At 66.2% G+C, this 24,791-nt stretch carries 21 protein-coding genes; 10 read left to right on the top strand and 11 right to left on the bottom strand.

Annotated features, from left to right (window positions below; all coding sequences use genetic code 11):
- Window positions 1–11 precede the first annotated feature (11 nt).
- Genes ABL840_RS25655 through ABL840_RS25645 form a run of 3 tightly spaced genes read left to right on the top strand, consistent with a single transcriptional unit; the run spans window position 12 to window position 2,081 of the window.
- Window positions 12–431: a MaoC family dehydratase gene (locus tag ABL840_RS25655; protein ID WP_093306740.1), complete on the top strand. Its 420-nt coding sequence runs from the start codon at window positions 12–14 to the stop codon at window positions 429–431.
- A 28-nt stretch (window positions 432–459) separates the two neighbouring features.
- The gene (locus tag ABL840_RS25650; RefSeq protein WP_093306739.1) at window positions 460–1,290 is read left to right on the top strand and encodes an SDR family NAD(P)-dependent oxidoreductase; all 831 of its coding nucleotides are present in this window, start codon (window positions 460–462) and stop codon (window positions 1,288–1,290) included.
- A 2-nt stretch (window positions 1,291–1,292) separates the two neighbouring features.
- Window positions 1,293–2,081 (top strand): enoyl-CoA hydratase-related protein, encoded by a 789-nt coding sequence (locus ABL840_RS25645; protein ID WP_093306738.1) that lies wholly within the window; start codon window positions 1,293–1,295, stop codon window positions 2,079–2,081.
- A gap of 14 nt (window positions 2,082–2,095) precedes the next feature.
- Here the strand turns inward: ABL840_RS25645 and ABL840_RS25640 are convergent, their stop codons facing one another.
- The 5 genes from ABL840_RS25640 to pip form a co-directional block, all read right to left on the bottom strand.
- Window positions 2,096–3,028, bottom strand: coding sequence for a DUF2167 domain-containing protein (locus ABL840_RS25640; protein ID WP_418116009.1), 933 nt, complete (start codon window positions 3,026–3,028; stop codon window positions 2,096–2,098).
- Window positions 3,029–3,081: 53 nt separating this feature from the next.
- The gene (locus ABL840_RS25635; protein WP_093306737.1) at window positions 3,082–3,768 is read right to left on the bottom strand and encodes a Fe2+-dependent dioxygenase; all 687 of its coding nucleotides are present in this window, start codon (window positions 3,766–3,768) and stop codon (window positions 3,082–3,084) included.
- A gap of 33 nt (window positions 3,769–3,801) precedes the next feature.
- Window positions 3,802–6,093 (bottom strand): TonB-dependent receptor, encoded by a 2,292-nt coding sequence (locus tag ABL840_RS25630; protein ID WP_093306736.1) that lies wholly within the window; start codon window positions 6,091–6,093, stop codon window positions 3,802–3,804.
- A 185-nt stretch (window positions 6,094–6,278) separates the two neighbouring features.
- Window positions 6,279–6,701 carry a cupin domain-containing protein gene (locus ABL840_RS25625; RefSeq protein ID WP_093201273.1) on the bottom strand — a complete coding sequence of 141 codons (423 nt, stop codon included), beginning with the start codon at window positions 6,699–6,701 and terminating at the stop codon, window positions 6,279–6,281.
- Window positions 6,702–6,780: 79 nt separating this feature from the next.
- Window positions 6,781–7,734, bottom strand: a complete 954-nt coding sequence (gene pip / locus ABL840_RS25620) for a prolyl aminopeptidase (protein ID WP_093306735.1) — start codon at window positions 7,732–7,734, stop codon at window positions 6,781–6,783.
- Between the two features lie 96 nt (window positions 7,735–7,830).
- Between pip and ABL840_RS25615 the strand changes: the two genes are divergently transcribed.
- From ABL840_RS25615 to ABL840_RS25585, 7 genes are all read left to right on the top strand, one after another.
- Window positions 7,831–8,289, top strand: a complete 459-nt coding sequence (locus tag ABL840_RS25615; RefSeq protein WP_093306764.1) for a metalloregulator ArsR/SmtB family transcription factor — start codon at window positions 7,831–7,833, stop codon at window positions 8,287–8,289.
- Window positions 8,178–8,642 (top strand): SRPBCC family protein, encoded by a 465-nt coding sequence (locus ABL840_RS25610; protein ID WP_093306734.1) that lies wholly within the window; start codon window positions 8,178–8,180, stop codon window positions 8,640–8,642. The genes ABL840_RS25615 and ABL840_RS25610 overlap by 112 nt, the downstream gene beginning before the upstream one ends.
- Window positions 8,643–8,646: 4 nt before the next feature.
- Window positions 8,647–10,221, top strand: coding sequence for an MFS transporter (locus tag ABL840_RS25605; RefSeq protein WP_093306733.1), 1,575 nt, complete (start codon window positions 8,647–8,649; stop codon window positions 10,219–10,221).
- Window positions 10,222–10,268: 47 nt separating this feature from the next.
- Window positions 10,269–10,454, top strand: a complete 186-nt coding sequence (locus tag ABL840_RS25600) for a hypothetical protein (RefSeq protein ID WP_093201264.1) — start codon at window positions 10,269–10,271, stop codon at window positions 10,452–10,454.
- 32 nt (window positions 10,455–10,486) lie between these two features.
- A complete protein-coding gene (gene aroC, locus ABL840_RS25595; protein ID WP_093306732.1) occupies window positions 10,487–11,605 on the top strand; it encodes a chorismate synthase in 1,119 nt (372 codons plus the stop codon).
- Between the two features lie 17 nt (window positions 11,606–11,622).
- Window positions 11,623–12,801 (top strand): MFS transporter, encoded by a 1,179-nt coding sequence (locus tag ABL840_RS25590; RefSeq protein ID WP_256228663.1) that lies wholly within the window; start codon window positions 11,623–11,625, stop codon window positions 12,799–12,801.
- 94 nt (window positions 12,802–12,895) lie between these two features.
- Window positions 12,896–15,091, top strand: coding sequence for a LamG-like jellyroll fold domain-containing protein (locus ABL840_RS25585; protein WP_093306731.1), 2,196 nt, complete (start codon window positions 12,896–12,898; stop codon window positions 15,089–15,091).
- Window positions 15,092–15,181: 90 nt separating this feature from the next.
- Here ABL840_RS25585 and ABL840_RS25580 read toward each other — a convergent pair whose 3' ends face one another.
- The 6 genes from ABL840_RS25580 to aspT (ABL840_RS25555) form a co-directional block, all read right to left on the bottom strand.
- Window positions 15,182–15,877, bottom strand: a complete 696-nt coding sequence (locus ABL840_RS25580) for an A24 family peptidase (RefSeq protein WP_093306730.1) — start codon at window positions 15,875–15,877, stop codon at window positions 15,182–15,184.
- A gap of 140 nt (window positions 15,878–16,017) precedes the next feature.
- A complete protein-coding gene (locus tag ABL840_RS25575; protein WP_093306729.1) occupies window positions 16,018–17,679 on the bottom strand; it encodes a TonB family protein in 1,662 nt (553 codons plus the stop codon).
- 121 nt (window positions 17,680–17,800) lie between these two features.
- Entirely contained in the window at window positions 17,801–19,507 is a 1,707-nt protein-coding gene (locus tag ABL840_RS25570) for an Hsp70 family protein (RefSeq protein ID WP_093306728.1), read from the bottom strand.
- Window positions 19,508–19,592: 85 nt separating this feature from the next.
- A complete protein-coding gene (locus ABL840_RS25565; RefSeq protein ID WP_093306727.1) occupies window positions 19,593–21,248 on the bottom strand; it encodes a bifunctional aspartate transaminase/aspartate 4-decarboxylase in 1,656 nt (551 codons plus the stop codon).
- Window positions 21,249–21,306: 58 nt separating this feature from the next.
- Window positions 21,307–22,995, bottom strand: coding sequence for an aspartate-alanine antiporter (gene aspT, locus ABL840_RS25560; protein WP_093306726.1), 1,689 nt, complete (start codon window positions 22,993–22,995; stop codon window positions 21,307–21,309).
- Between the two features lie 38 nt (window positions 22,996–23,033).
- The gene (gene aspT, locus ABL840_RS25555) at window positions 23,034–24,725 is read right to left on the bottom strand and encodes an aspartate-alanine antiporter (protein WP_093306725.1); all 1,692 of its coding nucleotides are present in this window, start codon (window positions 24,723–24,725) and stop codon (window positions 23,034–23,036) included.
- Window positions 24,726–24,791: the final 66 nt, after the last annotated feature.

Raw genomic sequence — 24,791 nt, 5'->3', positions numbered from 1 at the left:
AGCCCGCACCGATGAACGCACCGACCTACGACGCCGTGAAGATCGGCGATGAGCTGCCCGCGCTGCAGCTGCCGCCCGTGAATCGCACCACGCTCGCGCTCTTCGCTGGCGCCTCGGGCGACCACAACCCCATTCACATCGACACCGACTTCGCGCGCAAGTCCGGCATGCCCGACGTGTTCGCGCAGGGCATGCTGGGCATGGCCTGGCTGGGCCGACTGCTCACGCAGTGGGCGCCGCAATCGCAGCTGCGCCGCTTTGACGTGCGCTTTCAGGGCATCACGCACCTGGGGCATGCGGTGCGCTGCAGCGGGCGCGTGGTCGAGAAGCTCGAGCACGAAGGCGAGCGCTGCGTGCGCGTGGAAGTGCACAGCGCCAATCAGTACGGGCAGACGCGCATCGCCGGCGAGGCGCTGGTCGCGCTGCGCTGAATCACATCGACAACGAAAGAACAGAGACATGACACTCAAGCTCGACGGCAAGGTCGCCCTCATCACCGGTTCGGGCCGCGGTATCGGCCGGGCCATCGCGCTCAAGCTGGCTTCGGAGGGCGCGCGCATCGTCGTCAATGACCTCGACGCGGGGCCGGCGGAAGAAACGGTGCAGGAAATCCGTGCGGCCGGTGGCCAGGCCGTGGCCTGCACGGGCAGCGTGGCCGCGCCCGACTTCGCCGAGCGCTTCGTCGGCACGGCGGTGAGTGAATTCAAGGGCCTGGACATCATCGTCAACAACGCCGGCTACACCTGGGACAGCGTGGTGCAGAAGATGACCGACGAGCAGTGGTACGCCATGATCGACGTGCACCTGACCGCGCCGTTCCGCATCCTGCGCGCGGCGCAGCCTGTGATCCGCGCGCTGTCGAAGGCCGAGACCGAGGCGGGCCGGCGCGTGGTGCGCAAGGTGGTCAACATCTCGTCGGTGGCGGGCCTCTTCGGCAATGCGGGGCAGGCGAACTACTCGGCGGGCAAGGCCGGCATCGTCGGCCTCACGCAGACGCTGGCCAAGGAGTGGGGCCGCATGAACGTCACCGTCAACTGCGTGGCCTTCGGCTTCATCCAGACGCGGCTGACCGCGAGCACGGCCGAGGCATCCACCGCGAACATCGAGGGGCGAGAGATCAAGGTGGGCATCAACCCGGGCCTGCTGGCGATGATGGAGCAGTCGATTCCGCTGGGACGCGGCGGCACGCCCGAGGAAGCGGCCGGCGCGGTGTACCTGCTGTGCGCGCCGGAGTCGGACTACGTGAGCGGCCAGACGCTGATGTGCACCGGCGGCCTCACGGGGATTTGAGCATGAACATCAGCGAAGGCATCGCCTGGGGCGTGGAGGCGGATGTCGGCCGCATCGTGCTGAAGCGGCCCGAGCGCGCGAATGCCCTTGGCGCCGCAAATGGTCGCGCCCTGGTGCAGGCCATCGATGAAGTGCTGGAACAGAGGCCGCGTGCCATCCTGTTGACCGGCGAGGGCAAGGTGTTCTGCGCCGGCGGCGCCATCGATGAGTTCGTGGCGGCCGGCGAGTCGCTGCCCGAGCTGGTCAACGAGATGCTGAACGGTCTGCATCCGGCATTGCTGCGCCTGTCGAACAATCCAGCCCCGTTGGTCGTTGCGGTGAACGGCGCGGTAGGCGGCGCGGGCGTGGGCCTCGCTCTGTGCGGCGACTTCGTGCTCGCGGCCGAATCGATGAAGCTGCGAACGGGTTACGCGGCCATTGGACTGTCGCCGGATGCCGGTGCTTCGTACTTTCTCGCGCGTCGGGTGGGGCCGGTGCGTGCGCAGCAACTGCTGATGCTCAGCGACGCCATCGACAGCCGGCGCTGCCTGGCGTGGGGCGCCGTCGACGAGCTCCATCCGGACGCCGAGCTCGCAGGCGCCGCCGAAGCACTCGTCACGCGGCTCGCTCAAGGTGCGAGCGGTTCGTTCGCGGCGATCAAGACCCTGTGCGCCGGCGCACCCGGCCGGCCTTTCGCGGAGCACCTGGCGCTGGAACACAAGCTGCTGCGCGAACGTGCAGGCAGCGCGGATGCGCGTGAGGGAGTGGCCGCCTTCATGGCGAAGCGCGCTCCGCGCTTTACCGGAGCCTGAAGGCGCCGCCGGGTTCAGCTGTTTCGCTTGAACAGCTTCGCGATGCCCCACAGCGCCGCGCCGCCGGCCACCACCGCCAGCTTCGCGAACTTGGCCAGGAAGGCCGCGATGATCGCGAACAGGCCCAGCTTCTTCACCGCCGCGCCGGCCACCAGCGCTGCGAGGCCATAGGCGGCGACCTTGTCGGTGGACGAGTTGAAGTCGGCGTACTTCTTGCCGTCGTCGTACTGGATCGCGCCGAGCAGCTTGCTCGCGTCGGGCTTGTACTTGTCGAGGTCCTTCGCGTTGGTGATGAGGTTCAGGCTCAGGTAGCCCTCGCGGCCCAGCGCGTAGGTGTTGTAGTTGACGCCCTGGTTGCCGTCGGTGGCGCCCTTGCGCTTCGACAGCGCTGACCAAACGAGGCGGTGCGAGGAGGCGTCGTACTGCGGCTTCTGCGCCCAGCCCGTCACCTCGATGGACGGGATGCCGCGCTTGGCGCGTTCCTCGTTCGCGGCCTCGGTGCCTTCCTTCAGGCTCTTGAGCAGGTCGTCGGCGTTCCAGTCCTTCGCGTCGTCGTCCTTGATGTAGCCCTCCTTCACGAACTTCACCACGGCCATCCAGTCGGCGTCGTCGGCGGGAAAGATCGCGCCGACGAAGGTGTCGTCGGTGCGGTTGCCCATGCTGCGCATGAGCTGCGCGGCGGCGGGCGTCGGTACCCACACGTAGCCGGCGGGCAGGTGGAGGTGGGCCTGGTCGCGCAGGGTGATGTCGACAGGGCCTACTTTCTGCACGGCCTTGGCGGCCTTGAATGCGGCGTCCTGTTCGGCTTCGAGCGAACTGGCCGTCGAGGCTTGGGCGGAAGGGGTTGGCGGGGTGGTGGTCGGCGATGCGGCTTGGCTGGTTTGCGCCACGAAAGCGGCGCACGCGAGCAGCACGCCGGCCGTCAGGCGGGCGGTTTGAATACGCAAGTTCTCTCTCCTCGGTTGTTATCAGTCTGGTGAGCCGAGGGAGTTTAAAGAACTCAGGTGTCGCTCCACTTCCTCAGAAGGTTGTGATACGTGCCGGTCAGCGTGCGGCGGGCCGATTCGTCGGCGCCGCTCTGGTTGAGGCGCTGGATGGCGTTGTCCATGTCGAAGAGCAGCGCGCGGTCGCCGGCGTCGCGCACCAGGCTCTGCACCCAGAAGAAGCACGCGAGCCGCACGCCGCGCGTGATGGGCGTCACCTGGTGCAGGCTGGTGGCGGGGTAGAGCACCATGTCGCCGGCCGAGAGCTTCACCGTCTGCATGCCGTGGGTGTCTTCCATCTGCAGCTCGCCGCCGTCGTAGCTGTCGGCTTCCGACAGGAAGATGGTGGCCGAGAGATCGGTGCGCAGCTTGCGGCCGGTGCGCGGGTCGATGCGCACGCCGCCATCCACGTGCAGGCCGAAGCGCATGCCTTCGCCGTAGCGGTTGAACATCGGCGGATACAGCAGGTTGGGCAGTGCCGCGCTGATGAAGGTCGGATGCCGCTCGAGCGCGCTCGCCACGATGGACTGGCACTCGAACGCGACCTGCGAGCCTTCGTCGATCTGCTGGTTGAACTTGACCGGCGCGCCCTGGTGGCCGGCGGTGATGCGGCCGTCCACCCAGGCGTCGTCCGCCGCTTCGAGGCGCGTGCGGATCGCCGCGAGCGCCTCGCGGTCGAGGATGCCGGGAATGCAGACCAGCATGGCGTGTCTTTCTCGAATGCTTCCGAAGTCCGGTCAGAGCCGGTAGACGAACGACAGCGTCGCGGAGCGGCCCGAGCCCGGCACCGCACGGCCGCCGTCCGAGGGAATCAGCGCGTCGTAGTAATGGCGGTTGGCCAGGTTGAACAGGTTCAGCCGGATGTCGTACTTCGGCTGATGGTAAGCCAGCATCGCATCGAGCCGCACGTAGCCGCCGACCTGCACGAGATCGGTGTTGTTGGCGAAGCGCTTCGCGCTGTAGGTGGTGCCGCCGCCGATCTCCCACTCGGGCGTGATCGCGTAGGTGGCCCACAGGCTGGCCGCGTCCTTCGGCGTGTTGGCCGGCACCTTGCCGAGGGTGCCGGGCGCGATGCCGTCGACGATGGTCGCGTCCAGGTGCGTGTAGGCGCCGAAGAGCTGCAGCTTGTCGGTGACGCGGCCCGCGACGCCGGCGCGCGCGCCGTTCACGCGCACGGTGCCGGTCGCGCTGTAGGTGCCGTCGCTGTTCTGCGAGCGCGCGTTGGTCTGCGTGATCTGGAAGGCGGCGGCGGTCAGCGAGAGGTTGCCGTCGTTGAAGTCCCACTTGCCGCCGAGCTCGTAGGCCTTGTTCTTCTGCGGCGGCAGCGGCTGCGTTGCGCCCGTGGTGGCCACGAGCTGCTCGAGCGAAGGGTTGAACGAGGTGCTGTACGACACGTAGTACGACTGCTCGGGCGTGGGCTGCCAGATCGCGCCGGCGCGCACGCTGGTGAAGTCGACGGTCTGGCTCTCGGTGGCGAGCGTGGTCGCTGTCGGAATGGTGTTGTAGATGCGTGCGCTGTAGTGGTCCTGCCGCACGCCGGCCACCAGCTTCCACTGCGGGCTCAGCTCGATGGTGTCGTTCACGTAGCCTGCCACGGTGGTTGCGTGCGCGGTGGCCAGGTTGCCGGGCAGCGAGGGCGCGGTGCTCGGCGTGTCGCCCTGGTAGGGCGCGAGCAGCGGAGAGCAGGTGGCGTAGCCGCTGGTGCCGCCGGCCGGGTTCAGCGCCACGCCCGCGCAGGTGCCGTTGCGGTAGTAGGCCTGGTTGCTGTAGGTATCGTGGCCCAGCTCCAGGCCCGCGAGCAGCGTGTGCTTGATGGAGCCGGTAGTGAACTTCGTGCTGAGCTCGGTCAGGTTGAACAGCGACTTGTCGCGGATCGTGCGGTCGTGGCTCTGCTGCCGCACCCACAGGCTGCTCAACGGCAGCGAGGAGAACGCTGCCGCCGGCACGGCCGTGGTGCCGGTGGAAAACGGCGTGAACACGCCCTTGGCCGACAGCGTGCCGATGCTCTGCGGCGCGGTCTCGCGCGCGTCGGTCGTCACGTCGTTGTATTGCGTCTGGTTGCGGATCGAGGTGTCGGGCGTGAGCTTGTGCTGCACCACCGCGCTGAAGGCCTGGATATCGGAGATCGTGCGGTCATCCTTGAAGCCGTACGCTGTGTCACGGTCGACCTTCACCGGATGGCCGTTGAGCGGCGGCAGGCCGTAGTCGGGCTGGTCGCGGTTGTGCTGCACCAGCGCCGAGAGCGTGACCTGCGTGGGCGTGTTGATGCCGAACTTCAGCGAGGCGTCGAGGCCGAAGTCCTTCAGCTTCGTCTGCTCGCGCGTGCTGGCGTCGCCCTGCTGGCCCATGGCCGCGGTGCGGAAGGCCGAGGTTTCGGACATCGGGCGGTTGATGTCGATGGTCGAGCGAACGAGCCCGGTGGTGCTCGCCGACACCGAGACCTCGCCCGCGGGCGTGAGCGAAGGCTTCTTCGTGACCTGGTTGATCACGCCGCCGGTGGAGCCGCGCCCGAACAGCATCGACGACGGCCCCATCAGCACCTCGACCGATTCGAGCGCGAAGGTGTCGCGGTAGTACTGCGCGCGGTCGCGGGCGCCGTCGAGGTAGACGTCGGTGCGCGCCGAGAAGCCGTTGAGGTTGATGTTGGTGCCGATCTGCCCACCCTCGGCTCCGCCGATGGTCAGGCCCGGCACGTTGCGCAGCGCGCTCGCGAGCGAGGTCGCGCCCTGCGACTGCATCACGGCCTGGTTGATCACCGTGATGGATTGCGGCGCGTCGCGCAGGTCGGCCGGCAGGCGGTTGAGCGAGGACGCGTTGGCGCCGAAGCCGGTCTTGTCCTGCGTGCCCTGCACCTGCACTTCGCGCAGCGTGGAGGGGACGGAAGTGCCGGGGGCCTGGGAGGATGCAGCGGGCTGCGTTTGTTCTGGCTGTTGCTGGGCGAATGCCGCGGGGAGGGGTGAAGCGCACAGCCCGATCAGGGCAAGTGCGATGGGCGTGCGGCGGCGCATCGGGCGGGTGGAACGGGTCATCGTGGAGCCTTCGGGGCTGCAAACAAAAGCAGCACGGGCCGGGATTCTGGCTGCGAATGACTCTTGTTTGTAGCTTTCCTCGGCCGGGTGTTTGGCAGGGGAGACAGCTCGCAGTCTTTACCTGCGAAGTCAGGTGGAAGACAGGCTCCGTGGCGCTGGTGCCGCCTGCCGCAAGCTGTGCAGCCTTACTTCCAGGGCGTAGGCGCCGGCACCTCGCACACCGGCTCCACGTCGACGCTCTTGAAGTCCGCAGGCGAGACGATCTCCAGGTACTCCATGTCGGGCGAGTAGTCGAACAGGAAGTGCCGGATGCCCGGGCGCTGGTGCACCACGTCGCCGGCCTCGACCAGGGTTTCCTTGTCCTCGTACATGAAGCGGGCCCAGCCCTTGACCATGATCACGATCTGGAAGTCCGCCTCATGGCGGTGCCAGCCGGTGCCCGTTTCCGGTGCCATGTTGGCCTTGACCAGATGTGCGATCACCTTGCCGTTGGTGGCTTCGGCGACGCCCAGGTCGCGATAGAGAAAAAAGTCACGCAAACCACCCGATACGAACTCTGTGTCGCCGGGCTTCACATGGGAGAACTGGGTGGCGGTACGGTCCAGCATGGGGCGCTCCTTCGCAGGTGGTTGGTGTTGCAGTGCAGCACGCATAAAGCGTTCCCGAGGCTGGCCGGCCATCCGCCATTCAGCGCCCGGCGAAACCGTCGGTGGCGCGCAGCAGGCGGTCGAGGATGCCGGGCTCCGAGTAGGCATGCCCCGCGCCCTCGATCAGGTGGAACTCCGCCTCGGGCCAGGCCTTGTGCAGCGCCCAGGCGTAGCGGGCGGGGCAGGGCATGTCGTAGCGGCCGTGCACGATCACGCCGGGGATGCCGTGCAGCCGGTGCGCGTCGCGCAGCAGCTGGCCTTCTTCGAGCCAGGCGTCGTGCACGAAGTAGTGGTTTTCCAGTCGCGCGAAGGCCAGTGCGAAATGGTCTTCGGCATGGGCCTCGGCGATCGCCGGGCTGGGCAGCAGGGTGATGGTCTCGGCCTCCCACACGCTCCAGGCGCGAGCCGCTTCGATGCGCGCCACCGGGTCGTCGCCGGTGAGCCGCTTGCGGTAGGCGGCGATCATGTCGCCGCGCTCGGCCTCGGGAATGGGGGCCTGGAACTTCTCCCACTTGTCGGGGAACATCTCCGACACGCCGAACTGGTAGTACCACTGCAACTCCGAACGGGTCACGGTGTAGATGCCGCGCAGCACCAGTTCGCTCACGCGCTCGGGGTGCTTCTGGGCGTAGGCGAGGGCGAGCGTGGAGCCCCACGAGCCGCCGAACACCAGCCATTTGTCGACGCCTGCGCGCTCGCGCAGGCGCTCGATGTCGGCGACCAGGTGCCAGGTCGTGTTGGCTTCCAGGCCGGCATGCGGCAGCGAGCGGCCGCAGCCGCGCTGGTCGAACAACGTGAGGTCGTAGCGCTCGGGATCGAACAGCCGGCGGTGCTCCGGCGAGATGCCGCCGCCGGGGCCACCGTGCAGGAACACGGCCGGCTTGGCGCCGGGCGTGCCGCAGCGCTCGTAGTAGATCTGGTGGCCGTCGCCCACGTCGAGCATGCCGCTTTCGTAGGGCTCGATCGGGGGATATGGCTGGCGCAGTTGGGGCATCGGTGCTTCCTCTGTCTGATCGTGACGGATCCCGAATCGTCGCATGGCGGGAAACATGCCTTGACGAGTCGCCGGGCCTTCCAGATACTCAACCACATGGTTCAGTCAGAAGCACAACCCGACGCCACTGTCCTCGACGCAGTCTTCGCCGCGCTCTCCGATTCCACGCGGCGCGCCGTGCTCGAAGCCCTGGGAGAACGCAGCCTCAGCGTGACCGAGCTGGCCGAGCCGCACGACATGTCCCTCACCGGCTTCATGAAGCACCTGCGCGTGCTGGAGGACGCAGGCCTCATCTCCCGCACGAAGGAGGGCCGCATCGTGCGCTGCGAGCTGTCGCCCCGGCCCATGCAGGAGGCCGCCGTGTGGTTGTCGCGGTACGAGAAGTTCTGGACCGGGCGCCTCGATGCACTGGCGCGCTTTCTCTATCACCAGGAGGAGGCCGAATGGAAAACCCTTCCGCCCGCGGCGCCGGGCGCCCCTCGCTCACCCTCAGGCGGCACTTCAGCGTCTCGCCCGACAAGGTCTGGCGCGCGTGGACCGACCCGCAAGCGCTGAAGCTCTGGTTCGGGCCCGAGGAAATCGTCTCGGTGCCGATCGCCGAAGTCGACCTGCGTGTGGGCGGCCGTTTTCGCGTGGCCATGCTGGCCGATGACGGCGAGACGCACGACGTGAGCGGTACGTACCTCGAAGTCGTGCCCGAGCGCAGGCTGGTATTCAGCTGGGCCTGGCGCAGCACGCCGGAGCGCGAATCGCGGGTCACCCTGAGCATCGAGCCCGATGCCGAGGGCTGCGAACTGGTGCTGCTGCACGAGCAGTTCTTCGACGAAGCCGCGCGCGATGGCCATGCCCATGGCTGGACAGGCGCGCTCGTCAAGCTGGAGAGATGGCTGGGCGCTGCCTCTGCCTGAACGAATGAAGAACACTCCACCCCCGGCTCGCGCCACGATGCGCGAATGGACCGGCCTGGCCGTCATAGCGCTGCCCTGCATGCTCTATTCGATGGACCTCACGGTACTGAACCTCGCGATCCCGTCGATCAGCGAGGAACTCAAGCCGACGGCCTCGCAGCTGCTGTGGATCGTCGACATCTACGGCTTCTTCGTGGCCGGCCTGCTGGTCACCATGGGCACGCTGGGCGACCGCATCGGGCGGCGGCGCCTGCTGCTGATCGGCGCGGCGGCATTCGGCGTCGCCTCGGTGCTCGCGGCGTTCTCGACCAGCGCCAACATGCTTATCGCCACGCGGGCCCTGCTCGGCGTGGCGGGCGCGACGCTCGCGCCGTCCACGCTCTCGCTGATCCGCAACATGTTTCTCGACCCGGGACAGCGCACCATCGCCATCGGCGTGTGGATCTCGAGCTATTCGGCAGGCGCCGTCATAGGCCCGGTGCTGGGCGGCGTGCTGCTGCAGTTCTTTCCGTGGGGCTCGGTGTTCCTGATCGGCGTGCCGGTGATGGTGCTGCTGCTGGTGCTCGGGCCGCTGCTGCTGCCCGAATACCGCGACCCCGATGCGGCCCGGCTCGACCTGGCCAGCGTGGCGCTCTCGCTGGGCGCGGTGCTGCCGGTGATCTACGGCGTGAAGCAGATCGCGGAGCATGGGCCGCACGTGGTGCCCGCGCTGTCGATCCTGCTGGGGCTGGCCCTGGGCTGGCTGTTCGTGCGCCGGCAGAAGCGGTTGCCCGACCCGATGATCGACCTGCGCCTGTTCGGCCTGCCGGCCTTCAGCGTCTCGCTCGGCGCCTACATGCTGGCCTGCTTCGTGATGTTCGGCATCTTCCTCTACAACGCCCAGTACCTGCAGCTGGTGCTCGGCCTGTCGCCGCTGCATGCCGGGCTGTGGAGCATGCCCGGGGCGGGGGCCTTCATCGTCGGTTCCATGGTCGTGCCGGCGCTGGCGCGGCGCATGCGCCCGGCCTTCGTGATGGGCGGCGGGCTGGCTGTGGCAGCAGCGGGCTTCGGCATGCTGGCCGTGCTGCCCGCGCAGGACGGGCTGGCCTGGATGGTGTGCAGCGGGGTCATTTCCTCATTGGGACTGGCGCCGGTGTTCACGCTGGCGACCGACCTGGTGGTGGGCAGCGCGCCGCCGGAGCGGGCGGGCGTGGCCTCGGCGATCTCCGAGACCAGTTCGGAATTCGGCGGTGCGCTGGGCATCGCGATCCTCGGCGCCATCGGCGCGGCCATCTACCGCAACGCCATGGCCGATGCGGTGCCGGCAGGGCTGGCGGGCCTGCCCGAGGTGGAGGCCGCCCGCAGCACGCTGGGCGGCGCAGTCGCGCTCGCCGGCCAGCTCGGCGGGAGCGCGGGCGCCGAGCTGGTCGACACCGGCCGCGATGCCTTGCTGCGCGGCATGCGGCTCACCGCAGGGGTCTGCGCGACGGTGCTGCTGTTCGTGGCGGGGCTGGTGGCGATCCGGCTGCGCGGCGCAGGCGGTGCCGGCGAGGCGCAGCCGCCGGAGACCCCGGGTGCCGCCGCATTGCCGGAGCGTTGACGAAACCCCATACTGGGGCTTCCACGACGTGACCACCGGAGCCTTCCATGAGCAACGAACTGCGCAAGAAGCTGCATGACCTGGCCGAACTCTGCGACAACACGACCGATCCGCAGACCAGGGCCATCATCGAGGCGATCCGGCTCCAGACGGCGGTGCTGAACGAGCGGCTGTTCTCCATCGAGCTGCAGGTGGCGGCGCTGTCCAAGCGCCTCGAAAACACGACCGACTGAGGGGCGGCCGCTTTGTTGGGATAATCCCCGTCATGAGCGGCAACACCTTCGGAAATCTCTTCGCGGTCACCAATTTCGGCGAGTCGCATGGCCCGGCCATCGGCTGCGTCATCGACGGCTGCCCCCCGGGCATGGAACTCAGCGAGGCCGACATTCAGGGCGACCTGGACCGTCGCCGCCCCGGCACCAGCCGCCATGTCACCCAACGCAACGAGCCCGACGCGGTGCAGATCCTCTCGGGCGTGTACGAAGGCAAGACCACTGGCACCCCCATCGCCCTGCTGATCCAGAACACCGACCAGCGCAGCAAGGACTACGGGCAGATCGCCCAGCAGTTCCGCCCAGGCCACGCCGACTTCACCTACTGGAAGAAATACGGCATCCGCGATCCGCGCGGCGGCGGGCGCTCCTCGGCGCGGCTGACCGCGCCCATGGTCGCGGCCGGCGCGGTCGCCAAGAAATGGCTGGCCGAGAAGTACGGCATGGTCTTCCGCGGCTGCATGACGCAGATCGGCGAGATCGCCATTCCTTTCGAGAGCTGGGACCATGTGCCCAACAACCCCTTCTTCGCCCCCATCGCCGACGTGAGCGCGCTGGAAGACTACATGGATCGCCTGCGCAAGGCCGGCGATTCGTGCGGCGCGCGCCTGCGCGTCACCGCGACGAACGTGCCCGTGGGCCTGGGCGAGCCGCTCTTCGACAAGCTCGACGCCGAGATCGCCTACGCCATGATGGGCATCAACGCAGTGAAGGCGGTGGAGATCGGCGCCGGCTTCGACAGCGTCACCCAGCGCGGCACCACGCATGGCGACTCGATCACGCCCACCGGCTTCGTCACCAACAATGCGGGCGGCGTCCTCGGCGGCATCAGCTCGGGGCAGGACCTCGAAGTGACCATCGCGATCAAGCCCACCAGCTCGATCATCAGCCCGCGCCAGTCCATCGACGTCAACAACAACCCTGTCGAGGTCGTCACCAAGGGCCGTCATGACCCGTGCGTGGGCATCCGCGCGACGCCCATCGCCGAGGCCATGCTGGCGCTGGTGGTGATCGAGCACGTGCTGCGCAACCGCGCGCAGTGCGGCGACGTGCCCCAAGGACCCCTGGCCAGCAAGACAGAAGCCGCGTCGCCGCAGGCGTCCTTCCTCTAGTGTCCGAGCCGCCACCAGTGGCCGCCGCAAGGCGCGGCCACCTGCTGGCGTTCGCTGGCCTGTCGGCCAGCTATTTCGCGCACATCGGTTTCTTCAACCCCTACCTGCCGCTCTGGCTCAAGGACCTGGGGCTGCCGATCTTCACCATCAGCCTGCTGGCGTCGGTGCAGTCGATCACGCGCGTGTTCGCGCCCTATGCGTGGGGTGCGCTCAGCGATCACACGGGGCAGCGCGTCAAGCTGCTGCGCTTCAGCGCGGCGGTGGCGCTGGCAAGTTCCTTCGGGTTGTGGTGGAACGGCGGCGCCTGGTGGCTCGCGCTGGTGCTGCTCGTGATGTTCACCCACACCAGCTCGATGATGTCGCTCACCGAGGCGGCAATGGCCCAGCTGGTGGCGGGCGACTGGGGCCGCTACGGACGCATCCGGCTGTGCGGCTCCGCGGGCTTCCTGCTCACGGTGTTCGTCGCGGGCGAGTGGTTCGAGCGCTTCGGCATGAAGCACTTCCCGGCATGGGCCGCGGGCACGCTGGCCATCGTGCTCATCGCGACCATGAAGCTGCCCGACCTGCGCGAGCCGCCCGCCGCGCACGACGCGGTGAAGGAGCCCATCGGGCCGGTGCTGCGCAATCCGGCCGTGCGGTGGTTCTTCGCGGCGCTGTTCTTCCAGGTGATGTCGCACTTCTCGGTGTACGCCTTCTTCTCGCTGTATCTCGATTCGATCGGCTACGGCAAGAGCACCATCGGCCTGCTGTGGGCGCTGTCGGTGGTGGCGGAGATCGTGTGGTTCTTCCTGCAGGGCAGGCTCATCGGCCTGATGACGATGCCGCGCTGGATGCTGGTGTGCAGCATCGCCGGCGTCGCGCGGCTGGGGCTGACGGCGGGGCTGGGTGGCTGGATCGCGGCGCTCATCGTTGCGCAATGGCTGCATGCGCTGAGCTTCGCGGCGCATCACACGACCTGCATCGCTGTGGTGTCGCGCCGTTTTCCCGGTCATCTGCGCGGGCGAGGGCAGGCGCTGTTTACCGTTATCGGCTACGGCTTCGGTGGTGTGTTGGGCGTTTTGCTTGGCGGCGCTGTAGCGCAGGCCTTCGGCTATCGCACGATGTTTACAGCTGCCACCTTGTTGGCAGTGCTCGGCACCCTGTGTGCGTGGCGGGTGGTGAAGTTGGATCGGATGGAGCGCGCGGCAAGGGTCTGAACCGACCTCCCGACAAAGTGTCATGGGCCTTACATGCCCACGTCACCGCGGATTTTTACGCTGCGCGCTCCGTAACCTTTTCTCCTAATTTCTCATGTCCGTTTCCGACGAATCGCGCGGCGCGAATACGCCGCGCATCTCTTCGCCTGCCCAATCGAACGCTGCCGAACAGAACAACGACAACAACAACAGCAGCAACAACACGGCACCGCGCCGCCAGGTGCTCAAGCTCGGCGCCTCGCTTCTGACGGTCGGCGGCAGCGGTGCCTTGCTCGCGGCATGCGGCGGCGGTGGTGGCGGCGGTACGCCTGTTCTCCCGCTTCCAGCCCCGGCGCCTGCGCCCGCACCGGCAGCAACGCCTGCTCCGCCGGCAGTCGCCGCCAAGATCTCGAGCTTCTCGATCGCCGTGATGCCCGACACCCAGTTCTACGCTCGCTACGCCACGGCGGCCGAGAGCGACCAGTACAACAAGCGCTTCGGCAGCGCGCCCTTCGCTGCGCAGACGAAGTGGATCGCCGACAACGCCAAGGGGCTGAACATCCCGTTCACCATCCACCTCGGCGACGTGGTCGACCAGGTCGGCAAGCCCGATCAATGGAAGGTGGCCGATGCCGCCATGAAGATCCTCGAGGATGCGAAGCTGCCCTACAGCGTGCTGGCCGGCAACCACGACGTGCTGAGCGACGTCGACTTCAGCGTCGACCCTGTCGGCGGCACCGATGCCAATCGCACTCCAGCGAATGAACCCTACATCCAGTGGTTCGGCACCGAGCGTGCGAAGAAGCAGGCCACCTTCGGCGCACGCGACACCAGCGGCTTCCACGAGTACCACGTGTTCGAAGCGCAGGGCCAGAAATTCATGGTGCTGTCGCTGTCGTGGCGCATTTCCGATGCGGGCATCGCCTGGGCCCGCCAGGTGATCGCGAAGAACCCGACGCTGCCGGTGATCCTGGTGAACCACCAGCTGCTCAACATCGCTCCCGACGGCACGAGCCCGCTCGAAACCGACTACGGCAAGATGCTCTGGGACAAGCTGATCCGCGACAACGACCAGATCTTCATGACGCTCAACGGCCATCACCATGGCGCAGCGCATCTCACGAAGATCAACGACTTCGGCCGCAAGGTCGAGGAGATTGTGGTCGACTACCAGATGGCCTACCAGGGCGGCAACGGCCTGATGCGCCTGTACGAGTTCGACCTGACGAACAAGAAGATCAAGGTGCTGTCGTTCTCGCCGTGGGTGCCGCAGAAGCCGGCGGCCACGCTCAACAGCTTCGACCAGGCCGTGCTCACCACGCCGAACGAGGCCTTCACCATCGACATGGACTTCGCCCAGCGCTTCTCCGGCTTCAACAAGAGCTTCGGCACCGGCAGCGCCACCATCGACGGTTCGCTGGTGGACAAGGCCCGCGCGATGATCCTGGCCAACTACAAGGAGCCCGCAACGCTCGTGCAGCGGCCGGCCACGAACTCGGACGACTACCCCAAGGTGGCGAACACGCTGGCGCACTGGCGCTTCTTCGGCGGAACGGTCAACCAGCCGGTGCTGCCGGGCACGGTCATCGCGGACGTCACGGGCAACAACCCGCTGCACCGCGATGCGCTCAATCAGGGCGGCGTGGTGGGGGCCACCGACGGCGACGTCGTCTGGACCGACGACCGCCACTACCTCTCGGCCGCACCGGGCTCCGTGCGTTTCCTGAACACCAACAAGAACACGCCGCGCCTGAGCTACTTCCTCACCGAGGCTGCTGCGCCGATCAATGCACAGACGCTGGAGAACGGCTACACCATCGAGGCCTTCATCAAGATCGACAAGGGCTGGACCAGCGCAAACCAGGCGTGGATGAACATCATGACGCGCGACGGCAAGCGCGGCGACCTGGCCGGCTACTCGGGCGGCGACCCGGAATCGCCCCCGATGCTGTTCGCCATTTCGAGCCTGCGCGAAGTGCAATGGGAAGTGACTCCGAGCCCGGCCGGAACCCGTGCGCCCAAGGCCAACTGGTCGGGTGAGGTCATCGCCGATCGCTGGGTGCACGTCGCCATCGTGAACGACCCGGTGTCGCACGACACCACGATGTACGTCGAAGGCGCGCCGGTGCTGCGCAATGCGGCTGCCATCCCGGGCCTGGCCACGCTCTCGGCCACTTCGCCGTGGGTCGTGGGCGGTGGCTCGTGGGATGGTGCTCGTGCCGACGGCTTCTTCGGCAACATCGGCGAAGTCCGCGTCGTGGCAGCAGCGCTGACCCCGGCGCAGTGGCTCACGGCACGCAAGCCGGCTTGAAACTAGCCTGACGGCAATGAGGTCGTCAGGACGCTCATTGATCGATGTGAAAAGCGCGGCGGTTGACTTTCAATGTTCGACCCGCTGCGCTCAGAAAAGCCTGAAGCCGAGTGCGGCCACGACTGCTGTTGCCATGTGGGCCGGCGCGGTTGGCATCGTCTTGCGGTGATGAGCTCCCCGCAATGCGAATACGCCCATCATTAGCAGCACTGTGATCAGGAAGGTCGCATAAAGGGTAGGCAACGCCGCCCATCCGAACCAGGCTCCGGCCACGGCAAAAGCCTTGAGGTCGCCATAGCCGACGATGTCGCGTCCGGTCTTCGAGCGCACTATCGCTGTTACGAGCCAAGGCGCGAGGTAGCCGGAGGCTGCACCGAGCACGTAGTCAGAGGCCGGGCCTGTCAATGCCCGATAGAGCAGGCCGAGCCAGAGCAGTGCGAGCATGATCCGATCGGGCAGCAGTTCATGCCGCAGATTGATTACGGTCAGCAACAGCCAGCCTAGCAACAGCATGCACAACGCCGCGGTGTCGAGCGAAGCGCCCAGTGCGAGTGCCATACCAAGGCACATCAGCGCCGCACCGATGATGATTGCGATCCTTGTGGCTTTCGAGAGGTCGAGTTGGGCTGTTTCGGTCAGAAAGGGCTGGTAGTTCTGGTGATCAAACGCCCATGCCCGATGCAGATCGAGCGGAATGCTGCGACTCCATGGCAGCAGCACGAAGGCGCCAATGCCGCCACCAGCTAGGGCGTAGGCGAAAAGGTGCGGGATATCGGGCAATGTCATCTTGTGTCTATCTTTCGGTTAGCACATAGGGGCGATGATGTCGGGCTCGAATCACTTGGAGCAGCGCCGCACTGTCCTGTCTAGCCGACGTGCATGGCGTTGCCCGGCCGAGACAGGAAGAGTGGCGCAGAGCAGGCTGGTCATCCGGGCTTGGGGCGTAGCGTCAGGATCATCTGCGACGGTACCTGGCTCCGATCGGGTGGCAACGGCAGGTAGTCAGTCTTGATAATGCCGCGCAGCGCGGCGGCATCCCATTCGGAAACGCCGCTGGCTTTGGACAGAGCGACGTTTGTGATTCTGCCGTCAGGCGCCAAGTCAAGCTTGTACTCCACGACGGGATTGCCCGGCACGTCCGCTACAAAGATGATGTTGTGCTTGATGGCAGCCGCAATCATGTCTCCCCACTTCCTGGGCGTGGCCTGCATGACCGTGTCATTCAGCGCGAAGTTGATCGGCATCTTGTACCAGCCGGGCATCGCCTTCCCGTTCTTGTCCTTCACCGGAGCGATACGCGCTGCACGTGCAGCATCGATGGCCGCCGCATCGAGTCGTTCGAACCCCGAGCTCTCGGCTATGCCGAGATCGATGACCGCACCGTTCTCATCCGCCAATACCTTGACAACAACTTTGCCTTGTTCGCCCAGCCGCTTCGAAATCAGAGGGTACACGGGGCGCGGAGGCAGGATGTACTCGGTGGCGGAAGATGTGCTGACTTGAGGTGCATGGGTAGCTGGAGGCGCCATGACGCTTCGCGGAGGCAGCGCGGGTATTTCTGCCCGGGGCGATGCAGGCCGCGACGCTGACGGCAAGGTAGCCTGCGATATCGCCAGCGGCTCCGTGACAGGCTCCCGCGTACTCCGCCATTTTGCGAATGCCTGCAGCAGTGCGAAGAGCAAGATGCCGACGAAGAAAATCACGAACCATGCCACCAGCTTCGCCGGTTGGAGGGTTCCACTGGGACCGGTCGAAACGGTGCTGCGGCTTTCAAGGAAGGTCGAGCGGGCAGCGTTGGCATCGACTTCGCGCCAGGCCGCTATGTTGTCGACTTTCGAAGTCAGTCGGACCCAATTCGGGAACAGGCTGGCGGCGCGCATGACCGGATCCAGCCCCAATGCGACGACCTCTTCGTCAGGATGGGAAATGCGCCGCAGCAGTTCGAGGTAGCGTAGCTGTAGAGCGTGTTCCGCAGGAGGCAGTGCGGCCTGCGCGTGCTGCTCGACGATCGCGTTATCTACGATGTGGCCTGCCTGGCCGAGTCGTTGCAGCCGGGCTCCGTCCCGGTGCCATTCGAAGACGTCGCAGGCTCCTCCAAACAGGTGCTCGTGACCGGGCTGCCAACCACCAGCAAGGATATGGGCGACATGCGCTTCGAACAGAAAGCGCGCGTCCATGTCGAGCAGGCGTGGATCTTCGAGCTTGTCTTTGAGCACGCGGGTGGCCGCATCGATGGAGTCCAGTGGATGCTCCTCAAGCTGTCGCCTGAGGGCAGCCACAATGTCGTGTACGTTCTCCTGGGGGGAGGGACTCGGCGTCGAGCCTGGAACATCTTCCGCTGGAAGTGCTCTTTCCGCGGGTTCGGCAGGCTCTGGTGACGTTTCATGTTCGGCGGACTGTTCGACCCACTGCTTACGTTGAATCCATGCCAGCGCGGCTTCATAGTTTTGGCGCAGCTGCTGGAACGCTTCGACCTGTGTCTGTTGGTCGATCTTCTTGAGTTCCGTCGCATAGGCGCGGCGGACAGCACGTTCGTCGGCGTCGAGGCGCAGGCCCATCGCTGACAGGAAATCCGGAATTCCGTTCATAGATGTGGGCGCTTCTGGTTGAGAGGGAGTGATTGCGAGACACCGGGACGCCACAAGGCTTGCACCTTGCAAGCGCGAGCTGTAGCAAGCTTCGCGATCCCTTGCATGGAGTTCAAAGGCTCTAGTCGGCCAAGTGGCTATCGCGTTCGATGTGTTCGAGCTGTTCCTGGAACTGACGGTGCACCGAAGCGATGAGCCGCTTGTCTTGTGTCGCCAGCGCGTGTTCGAACTCGGTGATGCGCATGCCCAGCCATTCACGCACTTCGCCTCGAAGCTGCTGATACACACGTTCGCCGCGCGCGAGCAGCGTTCGGTTCTCGATGCGGTCGCGCGGGTGGATCTTGAGTTCGCTCAGGGCCTGCAGCCGTTCCTTGATCTCGGCATCGCTCAAGAGGCCGGGATTGCCTTCGATCAGGAGGCTGAAGGTCTGCTGTGTCTTCTGGACTGTAGCCTCGACCTGCAGCAGTCCGTTGATATCGTATGTGAACCGTACCTCCACGACTGACTCACCGATCGGGCCACGTGACAGTGGCACCTCGAGGCTGCCTAGGTGTACGTTGTCGCGCACCATGCGCGACTCGCCCTGGTACACCTGCAACTCGATGGCCGCCTGTTCCTCGTGACCTGGTACATAGGTCTTCGAGCGACTGATCGGCACGGTGCTGTTGCGTTCGATGATCGGATCGAAGTGTCCGTGCGATACCGCATTGCCGCTCAGCCGATGGCTCACCGCGACACCAAGCGAATAGGGCGACACGTCGGTCATCACCACTTCCCTCAAGGCAGCATCCTTGGCCTTGAGACCGGCCTGCACGGCGGCACCCAGTGCCACTACCTCGTCAGGATTGAAGTCGATGGCCGGAAAGCGTCCGAACATCGTGGTAGCCAACCGCCGTACCACCGGCATGCGCGTGGCGCCGCCCGCGAGCACCACTGCATCGAGTTCGGCCGCACGCAGATTGGCATCGCGCAGCGCGCGTTCGACCGGTGTTCGCAGGCGCTTGAGCAGAGCGGCGCAAGCTTGCTCGAGCAGGGTTTCGTCGAGGTTCAATCGGTACAGGGTTCCGTTGTGCGCGACAGCGACCTCGGCTGTGGCCTGCGTGCTCAGCGCCCGCTTGGCTGCCTCGATTTGCGCGGCCAGCCGCTGCATGAATTGCGGGTCGGTACGCAGGTTGGCTGGCAGTGAATTGCGCTCGAAGAAGAGCGCGGTCAGCGATTCGACAAAATCTTCGCCTCCCAGGAAGTTGTCGCCGGCCGAGGCGCGCACTTCCATTACGCCCTCGAACATCTCGAGAATAGACACGTCGAAAGTGCCCCCGCCCAGATCGAACACCAGGAAGCGTGTTTCGGCGCCCATGTTGTGCATGCCATAAGCAAGGGCGGCAGCGGTGGGCTCGTTCAGAAGGCGCTCGACCTTCAGGCCGGCAAGCTCACCGGCGGCTCGGGTAGCTTTGCGTTGTGCGTCCGAAAAATAAGCGGGCACTGTGATGACTGCTTCGACGACCGGCTCACCGAGCATCGCCTCGGCGTCGGCTTTCAGCGAACGCAAGACCAATGCCGACAGTTCCTCGGGGCGAAACTCACGCTTGCCGAGCCGCACCGTCTTGTGGCTGCCCATGTGGCGCTTGAAAACTGCGGCGGTTCGGTCCGAATGTGTCTGCAGTCGCTCCTTGGCGGCCTTGCCGACGAGGACGGTGCCATCTTCGTCAAGGCTGACGCACGACGGCGTCAGATACTCTCCCAGCCCGTTGGGAATCAGAACGGACTTCCCATCTCGCCACACGGCCACCAGGCTGTTGGTCGTGCCCAAGTCTATGCCTACGATCATGCTCGCCCCTTCGAGATCCCTCTTTTGTAATCTCGATCGTATGCGAAGGGGCCTACTCCGGCGCAAGCGCCGGAGCTTGAAGGTACTACTTTTTTCCTTGCTTCGCGGGTTTGGCAACAGCGGCTTTCGCCTTGGAACTCGCTCCAGCTTTGTCGCTCCGATTCTCCTTCTCGAAGATCTCGAAATACTCCGAAGCCAGCTTCCGCAGCGACCTCCCGATGTTCGCGTAGTCGTACTCGTTGAGGTTCGCCAGCGACACGCGCCCCGACGCGTGCTTGCCGCCGAAGCCTCGCCCCGGCAGCAGCACGATGCTGGTCTCCTCCGCGATGCGGAAGAGGGCTTCGTTCGGCTGCAGCTTGGTCACGATCCACTTGCCGAAGCGCTCGCCGTGCATCTGCGTGGCGATGTCCTGCAGGTCGAGCAGGTGGTAGTAGCTCACCGAGTTCGGGTCGGCCTGCAGCGGCAGGCCGAGTTCGCGGTACAGCGCTTCCTTGCGGCGCGAGACGATGTGCTTCATCGATTTCTTGTACGCCTCGGGCTCGTCCATCAGGCAGAACAGCGAGAACATCACCATCTGCGCCTGCACCGGCGTCGAGAGGCCGGCCGTGTGGTTCAGCGCCACGGTGCGGCTGTCGGCCACCAGCCGGTCGATGAACTTCAACTTGCGCGGCTCGGTGGTGATCGAGCTGTAGCGCGCATCGAGCTCCTTCAGCCTTGCTTCTGAAAGCTGCGCGATCTTGCGGTCGATGATGTTGTCCTCGTGCGTGGCCACCACGCCCATGCGCCAGCCGGTCGCGCCGAAATACTTGGAGAAGGAATACACCAGGATCGTGTTGTGCGGGCAGATCGCGAACAGCGAGCGAAAGTCGTCCGCGAAGGTGCCATACACGTCGTCGGTGAGGATGATGAGGTCGGGCCGCTGCTTCACGATGTCGGCGATGGCGGCCAGCACCTCGTCGCTCAGCTTCACCGACGGCGGGTTGCTCGGGTTGCACAGGAAGAAGGCCTTGACCTTCGGGTCGAGCAGCTTCTGCAGCTCCTTCTTCGTGAACTGCCAGTTGTTCTCCGAAGGCGCGTCGATCAGTGCCTCGATCAGCCGGTAGTCGTTGAGGTGCGGGATCTCGATGTACGGCGTGAAGATCGGCATGCCCAGCGCGATGGTGTCGCCGGCCTGCAGCAGGTGGTTCTCGCGCAGGCTGTTGAACAGGTAGGTCATGGCGGCGGTGCCGCCTTCCACCGCGTACATGTCGAAGGTTCCCACGAAGGGATGCGTGCCGATCATCTCCTTGTGGATGTACTTGCCCACGATGATCTCGCTCAGGCGCAGCATGCGGTCGGGCACCGGGTAGTTGCAGCCGAGGATGGCCTCGCACATCTCGTAGATGAAGTCGCCGGCCGAAAGACCCAGCTGGTCGCGCACGTACGACACGGCGGCCTCGATGAAGCGCACGCCCGGCTGGCCTTCGTGCGACTTGGTGAAGATCTCGAAGCGCGCCTCGATGCCCTCGCGCTGCGGGAAGCCGCCCACGCCGTCCATGTAGATGTAGGAGCGCTCGCTCTCGGTCATCGCGAAGAGGCCGAACTGGAAGAAGCCGTGGCGCGGCGTGGTCGCCAGGAAGTTCGGATTGCCGCGGCCCGCGTTGAGCATCAGCCGGTCGCTCTGGCGGGCCACCTGGATCAGTGCATCCTTGAGTTCGAAGGGGCTCAGGCCACCGAGTTTTTTCACGTCGCTGAAGTCCATGGAGTGCTCCTGTTTGAATGGACGAAAAAATAAGAAAGAACGAGGCAGCTGTGCGTGCCTACACGAGCGCCACGATCAGCGGGCCGAGCAGCGTGAGGAACACGTTGGCCAGCGCATAGGTGATCGCGAAGGGCACGGTGGGAATCGAGTTCTCGGCCTTGTCGAGCACTTCGCCAAAAGCCGGGTTGGCGCTGCGGGAGCCGCTCAGCGCACCGGCGAAGACGGCCGTGTTGCCGTAGCGCAGCACATAGCGGCCGAACAGCATCGTCAGCAGCATCGGCACGATGGTGACGACCACGCCCACACCGAAGATGGTCAGGCCCAGCTGCTTGATGGTCTGCACCGCCTGCAGGCCCGAGGACAGGCCCACCACCACGACGAAGCCGGCCAGGCCGAGGTCCTTCAGCAGCTGCACCGCGCTCGGCGGCAGCGCGCCGAAGGTCTGGCGCTTGGCGCGGTACCAGCCGAAGAGCAGCCCCGAGAGCAGGGCGCCGCCGCCCGAACCCAGCGTGAGCGGGATGTTGCCGAGCTTCACGCTCAGCAGGCCGATCAGCAGGCCCACGACCAGGCCGGCCCCGAGGTAGACGAAGTCGGTCTTCGCGCTCGGCACGATCACGTCGCCGACGATGGCCGCCACGCGTTTCACGTCCTGCTCGGCGCCGAAGATCGACACCATGTCGCCGGTCTGCACCACGGTGTCGGGCTTCATCGGCAGCACCTTGCCCATGCGGCTCAACTGCACCACGAAGATGCCGTGCCGCACGCCGCCGGCCGTGGCCTTGCGGATCTCGTCCACCGTCTTGCGGTCGAAGTCCTTGTTGGTCAGCACGATCTCGCGCTTGTGCATGGTGAGCTCCATGCCGTCGACCCCGTAGACCTCCTTGCCCAGCAGCGGCGCGCTGGCCACCACCGCGTCGCGACGGCCCACGGCGAGCACGATGTCGCCCTGGTGCAGCACGAGTTCGGGGCTCACTTCGACGAACTTGCCGTCGCGCTTCACGCGTTCGATGGTGATGGTGGTGGCCGGGTTGGCGTTCTCGATGTCGGCGATGGTGCGCTTCGGATCGGCCACGAGTTCATAGATGCGGCCGACCAGCGAGGGCGCAGCTTCTTCCTGTTCGGGGCCCAGCACCTTCACGCCGGCCTGCATTGCGGTCTCGGCCGCGATGGCGTCGTCGCGGATGGTGCGGCCCATGAACTTCGGCAGGATGTTGACGCACACGATGATCGCGCCGAAGGAACCGAACACGTAGGTCACCGCATAGCCGATGGCCACGTTGGCCTGCAGCCGCGCGGTTTCCGCCGCCTCCAGCCCCAGCTTGGCGATCGCGTCGCCGGCCGTGCCGATGATGGCCGACTGCGTGAGGCCGCCCGCCGCTACGCCGGCCGCGAGGCCCTTGTCGAGCCCGCACAGCCTGGCCATGACGATCACCGTCGCGAGACCGGTGGCCGCCATCACCGCGGCCAGGATGATCTCCTTCACCGACTGCCTGCCGAGCGAGCTGAAGAACTGCGGCCCGCTCTCGAAGCCCACCGCGTAGATGAAGAGGGCGAAGAGCACCGCCTTCACGCCGTTGTCGACCTGCACGCCGACCTGGCTCACCACCACCGCGACCAGCAGCGAGCCGGCGACGCCGCCGAGCTGGAACTTGCCGAACTTGATCTTGCCGATCCAGTAGCCGACGGCCAGGGAGAGAAAGAGCGCCATCTCGGGCGACTTCTTGAAGATTTCGTGCAGCCATTCCATGGGTCAGGTTCCTTTCGGTTTGCCGATGTGCTTCAGGCTCATTTCGCCGCGTGCGCGACCAGCCCAGCCAGTGCCACGATGAGCGGACCCATCAGCGGCAGCACCACGTTCGAAATTGCATAGGTGATCGTGTAGCCCAGCAGCGGCGTGGCGTTGCCGGCCGCGTTCTGCACGGCGCTGAGCGCCGGCGTGCTGCACTGCTGGCCCGCGATGGCGCCCAGCAGCACGGGCGCCTCGAGCTTGAGCAGCCGATGGCCTACGAAGAGCGAGATGCTGGCCGGTACCACCGCGACCGCCACGCCGACCAGTGGCAGCGCGATGCCGAATTTCTTGACGAGCGCCAGCGCCTGCGGTCCCGAGGCGAGGCCGACGCAGGCGATGAAGGTGGCCAGGCCCAGGTCCTTCATCAGTGCCAGGGCTTCCGGCGGCACGCTGAGGCGATGCGGGTTCTTCGACTGGTACCAGCCGAAGACCAGCCCCGTGAGCAGCGCGCCGCCGCCGGTGCCCAGCGAGAACGGGATGCCGCCGAGCTTGACGCTGAAGCCGCCGATGAACACGCCCAGCAGGATGCCCATGGCCGCGTAGCTGATGTTGCTGCGGGTGGATTCGACGACGCGGTCGCCGATGAGCGGCACCGCCCGCGCCACGTCGAGCACCGGGCCGTAGAGCTTGAGCACGTCGCCGCGCTGCAGCTTCAGGTCGTGCAGCAGGGGCATGGCGTTGCCGTCGCGCTCGACGCCGACGATCTGCACGCCCGGCGGAAGCGGCGCGCCGAGCTCATACAGCTCGCGACCGAACCATTCGCGCCGGTCGACCACGACCTCGGTGGTCTCGACCACCGCGTCGAAGGCCGTGGTGTTGGCGAACTCGCGGCCCAGCAGTTCGGCCACGTTCACCAGCACGCTGCGGCGCCCGATGGCGAGCACCTGGTCGAAGGCCTGCAGCCTGAGCGTGGGCTCCACCGCCAGGCTCTGGCCGCGTCGCATGACCTGCTCGATGCTGGCGTGCCCCTTGAAGATGGCCGTCAGTTCGCCCACCGTGCGGCCGCGGCCCACGGTGACGAGGAACACGCGCCCGATCATCTCGGGCGTGGCGGAAGCCGCGTCGGGCTCGTCGCCTCCGCCGCCCATCGTCTTCCAGAGCCGGTCGGCTTCGGCGCGCAGGTCCACGCGCAGCAGCAGCGGAAAGACCTGGCTGGTGGCCACCACGATCGCGATCAGCCCGAAGACGTAGGTGATGGAGTAGGCCGTGACCACGTTGGCCTGCAGCTGCCGGATGTCGGCAAGCGGCAGCGCGAGCTTGGAGATGGCGTCGGTCGCGGTGCCCACCACAGCCGATTCGGTGGCCGCGCCGGCCATCAGGCCCGCGGCGGTGCCCTGGTCGAGCGAGAGGAAGAGGGTGGCGCCGAGCACGAGCGCCAGCACCGCCACCACTTCGACAAGGCAGAGCAGCCCCAGCCGCAGCCCCTTGGCATCGAGGTTCGCGAAGAACTGCGGGCCGCCCGCGTAGCCGAGCGCGAAGATGAAAAGCATGAAGAACACGTTCTTCACGCTGTCGTCGAGATGGATGCCGAGTTGCCCGACGACGAGGGCCGCGATCAACGTGCCGCAGATGCCTCCGAGCTGGATCGGACCGAAGCGAATCTGGCCGATTGCGTAGCCGATGGCGAGCACCAGGAATAGCGCGATCTCCGGCTGGCTTTTAAGAATTGCAACCAGATCGTGAATCACGGGCCGATCCTTTTCCCGGAACAGACCTGCCGGACGGAGGCAACTTTATTTGCCCGGCAATTGACG

Source organism: Variovorax sp. NFACC27, assembly GCF_048301545.1.
Classification (GTDB): Bacteria; Pseudomonadota; Gammaproteobacteria; order Burkholderiales; family Burkholderiaceae_C; genus Variovorax; species Variovorax gossypii.
Note: the sequence above shows the minus strand (reverse complement) of the source record. Positions and strands in the feature narration are given on the sequence as shown.

Coding starts and splice junctions, on each gene's coding strand:
- ABL840_RS25570 (WP_093306728.1), bottom strand. CDS start 19,507: ATGATCGTAGGCATAGACTTGGGCACGACCAACAGCCTGGTGGCCGTG.
- ABL840_RS25575 (WP_093306729.1), bottom strand. CDS start 17,679: ATGAACGGAATTCCGGATTTCCTGTCAGCGATGGGCCTGCGCCTCGAC.
- ABL840_RS25580 (WP_093306730.1), bottom strand. CDS start 15,877: ATGACATTGCCCGATATCCCGCACCTTTTCGCCTACGCCCTAGCTGGT.
- ABL840_RS25600 (WP_093201264.1), top strand. CDS start 10,269: ATGAGCAACGAACTGCGCAAGAAGCTGCATGACCTGGCCGAACTCTGC.
- ABL840_RS25565 (WP_093306727.1), bottom strand. CDS start 21,248: ATGGACTTCAGCGACGTGAAAAAACTCGGTGGCCTGAGCCCCTTCGAA.
- ABL840_RS25610 (WP_093306734.1), top strand. CDS start 8,178: ATGGAAAACCCTTCCGCCCGCGGCGCCGGGCGCCCCTCGCTCACCCTC.
- ABL840_RS25655 (WP_093306740.1), top strand. CDS start 12: ATGAACGCACCGACCTACGACGCCGTGAAGATCGGCGATGAGCTGCCC.
- pip (WP_093306735.1), bottom strand. CDS start 7,734: ATGCCCCAACTGCGCCAGCCATATCCCCCGATCGAGCCCTACGAAAGC.
- ABL840_RS25615 (WP_093306764.1), top strand. CDS start 7,831: ATGGTTCAGTCAGAAGCACAACCCGACGCCACTGTCCTCGACGCAGTC.
- ABL840_RS25605 (WP_093306733.1), top strand. CDS start 8,647: ATGAAGAACACTCCACCCCCGGCTCGCGCCACGATGCGCGAATGGACC.
- ABL840_RS25645 (WP_093306738.1), top strand. CDS start 1,293: ATGAACATCAGCGAAGGCATCGCCTGGGGCGTGGAGGCGGATGTCGGC.
- ABL840_RS25635 (WP_093306737.1), bottom strand. CDS start 3,768: ATGCTGGTCTGCATTCCCGGCATCCTCGACCGCGAGGCGCTCGCGGCG.
- aroC (WP_093306732.1), top strand. CDS start 10,487: ATGAGCGGCAACACCTTCGGAAATCTCTTCGCGGTCACCAATTTCGGC.
- ABL840_RS25630 (WP_093306736.1), bottom strand. CDS start 6,093: ATGACCCGTTCCACCCGCCCGATGCGCCGCCGCACGCCCATCGCACTT.
- ABL840_RS25585 (WP_093306731.1), top strand. CDS start 12,896: ATGTCCGTTTCCGACGAATCGCGCGGCGCGAATACGCCGCGCATCTCT.
- ABL840_RS25650 (WP_093306739.1), top strand. CDS start 460: ATGACACTCAAGCTCGACGGCAAGGTCGCCCTCATCACCGGTTCGGGC.
- aspT (WP_093306726.1), bottom strand. CDS start 22,995: ATGGAATGGCTGCACGAAATCTTCAAGAAGTCGCCCGAGATGGCGCTC.
- ABL840_RS25625 (WP_093201273.1), bottom strand. CDS start 6,701: ATGCTGGACCGTACCGCCACCCAGTTCTCCCATGTGAAGCCCGGCGAC.